At 44.8% G+C, this 3,703-nt stretch carries 5 protein-coding genes; 2 read left to right on the forward strand and 3 right to left on the reverse strand.

Going from position 1 to position 3,703, the window contains the following annotated elements:
* Positions 1 to 108: hypothetical protein (locus tag V2H77_RS23515; protein ID WP_445935439.1), on the reverse strand; the 108-nt coding region annotated here is incomplete at its 3' end.
* Between V2H77_RS23515 and V2H77_RS01005 the strand changes: the two genes are divergently transcribed.
* Positions 85 to 270 carry a hypothetical protein gene (locus V2H77_RS01005; protein ID WP_341497309.1) on the forward strand — a complete coding sequence of 62 codons (186 nt, stop codon included), beginning with the start codon at positions 85 to 87 and terminating at the stop codon, positions 268 to 270. The genes V2H77_RS23515 and V2H77_RS01005 overlap by 24 nt on opposite strands.
* A gap of 232 nt (positions 271 to 502) precedes the next feature.
* Positions 503 to 1,045, forward strand: a complete 543-nt coding sequence (locus V2H77_RS01010) for an RNA 2'-phosphotransferase (protein ID WP_341497310.1) — start codon at positions 503 to 505, stop codon at positions 1,043 to 1,045.
* A gap of 3 nt (positions 1,046 to 1,048) precedes the next feature.
* Here V2H77_RS01010 and V2H77_RS01015 read toward each other — a convergent pair whose 3' ends face one another.
* A complete protein-coding gene (locus V2H77_RS01015) occupies positions 1,049 to 1,477 on the reverse strand; it encodes a hypothetical protein (protein WP_341497311.1) in 429 nt (142 codons plus the stop codon).
* The coding region (locus V2H77_RS01020) for a VENN motif pre-toxin domain-containing protein (RefSeq protein ID WP_341497312.1) at positions 1,477 to 3,703 on the reverse strand (2,227 nt) is incomplete at its 5' end. The genes V2H77_RS01020 and V2H77_RS01015, both read right to left, overlap by 1 nt.

Genomic DNA, 3,703 nt, shown 5'->3' on the forward strand with positions numbered 1-3,703 from the left:
AATATCACGTCCCGCTTTTAAGGCGCTGCCCTGAACCTGAATATCGCCACTGTCCTGAGTCTGTTTGTCACCCGTTGCTGTGATATGAATATCCCGTCCCGCATTCAGGCTGCTGCCCTGAGATTCGGTAGCGTCACGACGGGTTTCAGATTTTGCCGACTGGCTGCCATAAGAAAGCTGAATGCCAATCGTGTCATTCGGTTTTTCCGCTTTTCCGCCTGCCTGATTGATGGCTTCGCCTGTATCTTATTACTGGCGGCCCCTCAATAATCCCGGTCGCAGTCTCCAGCAACATCATGTTGCTGTGATTTTCAGCTAAGATATTACTTAAATAATGTGGTAGATTAGAAAAAAGCACTATTGTTTCACTATTATTAAGTTATTTCACAACAGTGATAAAGTTCTATCCAATCCGTCATCATGGCTAATGAATAAGATTGTTTGTTAGTAAAGTTGAAACTGAATAATAATTTCTAGCTATTAGCTAATATAGGAAATAGAAATGAATAAGCAATATACAGAAATAAGTAAGTTTTTAAGTTATATTTTACGTCATCAACCTGAAACTATTGGTTTAATGTTGGATAGTGAAGGATGGGTTGACATTAATATCTTAATTACCTGTGCAGCTGAAACTGGTAAGAAACTCAACTATCAACTTATTCAAAAAATCGTTGATAATAGTGATAAAAAACGATTTACAATTTCGGATGATGGATTACGCATTAGAGCCGTACAGGGACATTCAACACGACAGGTAGATATTAGCTATGAAGAGAGGATTCCTCCAGAATTCCTTTATCACGGTACAGCAACACGCTTTATGGGTTCTATCCGTGAGAAAGGACTAATAGCTGGTTTACGACAATATGTACATTTATCTCCTGATGAAAAGACGGCCATTAACGTTGGCAAGCGTCATGGTAAACCAGTTGTACTTAAAATCAAAGCCCTGTCAATGTACGAACAAGGCTTTATATTTTATCAGGCTGATAATGGTGTTTGGCTGACTAAATCAGTATCTATTCAGTTTATTAGTGGTTAAACTCTATTCTTCCTCAGCCCGCTCTGCTTTATATCGGGCTGATTCTTCTTTTGCCAATTCAAGCCAAGCACTGAAATTTTCTAAATAATATCTTTCATTCCAGCTTATCTCTTTCGAAATATTACTATAATCATGTAAATAAATTTTAGGGTCACCATTTAGGTCATGTCCATCAAAACAAGCTAATATGATATACCCATCGTTATAGAACCCTGATTGATCATTTACCATTGCGAAAGGGATCAATGGCTTATCTTTGTATTTAATTAACATAGCTCCATAATAACTTAATGAAGTTGCCATATCGTTATATAAAAAGGTCCAAGGTTCCAAGTCGATAGCAATGCATCTTTCAGCCAATGAAACGTATTCTGCTGGTAACTTGAATCCTTTTGGTAATAAAGGATTATCAAATAAAAATATGTTTGACACTATTTTCTACCTCTGATTTTAGGCGATTGCTCCGCACCATAAGGATTTAGTTCACTGAATTTACCTGACTGATTATTAATCCTTGCCTGAATAGCTTCTCCCCATGTGTTGTATTGTTCCCATCCTCTGGCTTTTTGCATTTCTGGAGTTAAAGGCTCATTAAAACTACGCACATTCGCTTTAATCTCAATTCTAGCTTCTCTTGCAGCTGTAACGCGAGTGTTATCCATGCTGGTCATTTTTCCATCAGGCATCTTAACAACATCAATAGGATTGCCTTTCCAGCCATCTTTCTTCATGCTGTTTACCAAGTCATTATAGGTATATTTTTCACCGGTTATACGGTCGGTTTTATTGTATGAAACGCTATTCTGAGATAAGCGAACTTCATTGGCATTAAACGTGGATACATTTCCTGTTGTTCCTTTTGTTATATTTTTTCCTAATTGAGCATCACCAACCCTGAAAACACTTTCAGTATCGGTTATTGGATTCGGTGGTTGTTTACCTTTTCCGACATCCCCGCTGCCTTTCACTCCAGCCTTACTAATCCCTCCGGTCACTCCGGCAGACGCCGCAATCCCCGTCTGCCCCATAATCTTCACGATTTCTTGGGTGGTTTCTTCTGAGCCGCCAGTGACTTGGGCACGATGGAGCACCAAATTCCGTGATGCGTCAATATTTGACATCGCACCCCGTAAATCAGCCCATTCCCGCACTTCTGCCGGTGTGAGGGAATCCAGTCCCTGCATTCTGGCTTTTTCCTGAATTTCGCTCATCCGGGCACTGTAATCACCCTGTAATGCCCGCAACTCTTTGGCAACCGCGACACATTGCTCTGCACCGGTACAGCTTGTTATTCGTGCCTGAACCTTATCGTATTCTTGGCGATACTTGTCCCTGACAGTCGTACGGCAACTACTATCTCCCTGACAGTTGACCAGTTCCTCACTCCTTGAGCGATTCTGGTCAACGCTTAAGTGGTTATTGTCAGTCGCATTCTTCGCCGTCTGCGCTCCATCAACGCCGCCCGCTGTCGAATCCGTCACCAGCCCTGCCGCTATCCCTCCTGCCAGCGTAGATAAATGACTGATTTTTTCCTTCTCATCCGCTGTCAATTCGCTCAATTTCTTATCCGGGTAAAGCGCTCCAGCGATAACTGAGGCCGCCAGCTCGCCACCCGCAGCCCCCACCGACCCTGCAATAGCTGAACCCCCTTTCAGCTCGGCTATCACCCCGCCCAGAATCGCATGCGCCACCACGTTTGTCGCTTTTTCCTCCGGAGTTAATTGCTCATATGCCTTATCTCCGTAGGTCACCTTTTTCACCGCATTCGACAGATAAGGGGCCGCTCCGCTGGCTATCGCGGCCTTAATATCACCACCCGCTAAACCTTGAAGAGCCGCAACTACCGCGGTTACCGCCTGACGACGGTTGCCACCAATATCCGCTCCCTGCCCTTTAATGGCGCCGTCATAGGCTATCTTATACGCCCTGTCCGCAATGGTTTCCGCTGTGACAATACCGTTTTCCTGCTTTAACTGCGCCTCCGCTTGCTGTTTCAGCGCCTGCTGCCTTTCCGGGTCTTTCAATGCTTCCGTGGCTTTTTTCATTGCAGTGATGGATTCCTGAGTATTATAGATATCCATCACTTGTATACCAATATTTGCAATAGCCTGCGCCTGGGCCAGACGCCGCTGCTCTTTTTCCTTGTCAAAAATCGGAGTCAAACCATTAGCCGCGTTTTCTGTATCACGGCTGAGGCCCGCTATATCCTGTTTCTGTTTATCCGTATCACGCACCGTAATCGTACCGTCACTCACCGCAGCATGAGTGGTAGACGATTTACTGTCACTGTGGTTGGCGCCGGACAGCATATTCGATGACAGATTAGAAACCAGCTGGCTGCCAACCGCACCGCCTGTACTCATGCCAACACTTTGATGTTCGGTCTTGTATTCCGCCTTGTTCCGGATATCACTAAAGCCCAACGTCCCCGTCTCCAGACGGTTCCGGTCTTTGTCTGCCGTACTGCCAATGACTGCGCCATCAAGCTGGGTATGCTCACCTACACTGATATCAAACCCGCCTTTGCCCGCAAAAATACCCGTCTGTTCTTTCACCGATTCGAACTTGCTGTGCATCTTGTCACGGCTGGCATTTACACTCGCCGAACCACTCATAGAGCCATAGGTGAAGCCGGTGCCAGCACTGACATTCTCCTGT

This window comes from Photorhabdus sp. P32 (genome assembly GCF_038085095.1).
In the GTDB taxonomy this organism is placed as follows: domain Bacteria; phylum Pseudomonadota; class Gammaproteobacteria; order Enterobacterales; family Enterobacteriaceae; genus Photorhabdus; species Photorhabdus luminescens.

What these genes read in the sequence shown, in the direction of transcription:
- V2H77_RS01005 (WP_341497309.1), top strand. Translation starts at nt 85, where the DNA reads ATGAATATCCCGTCCCGCATTCAGGCTGCTGCCCTGAGATTCGGTAGC.
- V2H77_RS01010 (WP_341497310.1), top strand. Translation starts at nt 503, where the DNA reads ATGAATAAGCAATATACAGAAATAAGTAAGTTTTTAAGTTATATTTTA.